The 536-nt window shown below is 35.3% G+C and carries 1 protein-coding gene; it reads left to right on the top strand.

Going from position 1 to position 536, the window contains the following annotated elements; all coding sequences use genetic code 11:
• The coding region (locus tag GQF29_RS18030; RefSeq protein WP_160340880.1) for a hypothetical protein at window positions 1–536 on the top strand (536 nt) is incomplete at both ends.

Here is a 536-nt window from a genome sequence, read left to right as displayed (position 1 = left end):
CTGACTCAGTTTCTTGAGATTATCTTAGAAAGGCCTATTGAAATCATTGAATGGCATGTGCAGTATGATATCAATAATATTCTTGGAAGGTCTATCAGTATTGATGTCTTTGTCAAAACTGAAAATCATTATATCAATATTGAAGTGCAAAGAGATTATACTGGAGCCAATCCAAGACGGGCAAGATTTCATGGAAGTCTGATTGATGCCAGTACATCATATCCTAAAGAAGAATGGAAGGACTTGCCTCATATGATTATCATCTTCATAACAGAAGAGGATGTCCTAGGATATGGGTTACCAATCTATCATGTTCATAGAACAATAGATGAGAATAACCAGATATTTGATGATGGAAGTGAGATCATCTATATCAATGCAAGTATTCAGGAGGATAATGCCTTAGGGAGATTGATGCATGATTTTCTATGTAGTGAGACAAGTGATATGCATTATGAGTTTTTAAGGAAAAGAGTGAGTTATTTTAAAGAGACAGAAGGAGGGAGAAAAGAGATGTGTGAAATCTGGGAAGAGAT

Origin of the sequence: Coprobacillus cateniformis (assembly GCF_009767585.1) — a bacterium.
GTDB classification, from domain to species: domain Bacteria; phylum Bacillota_I; class Bacilli_A; order Erysipelotrichales; family Coprobacillaceae; genus Coprobacillus; species Coprobacillus cateniformis.
This window is presented reverse-complemented; position numbering and strand designations above follow the sequence as displayed.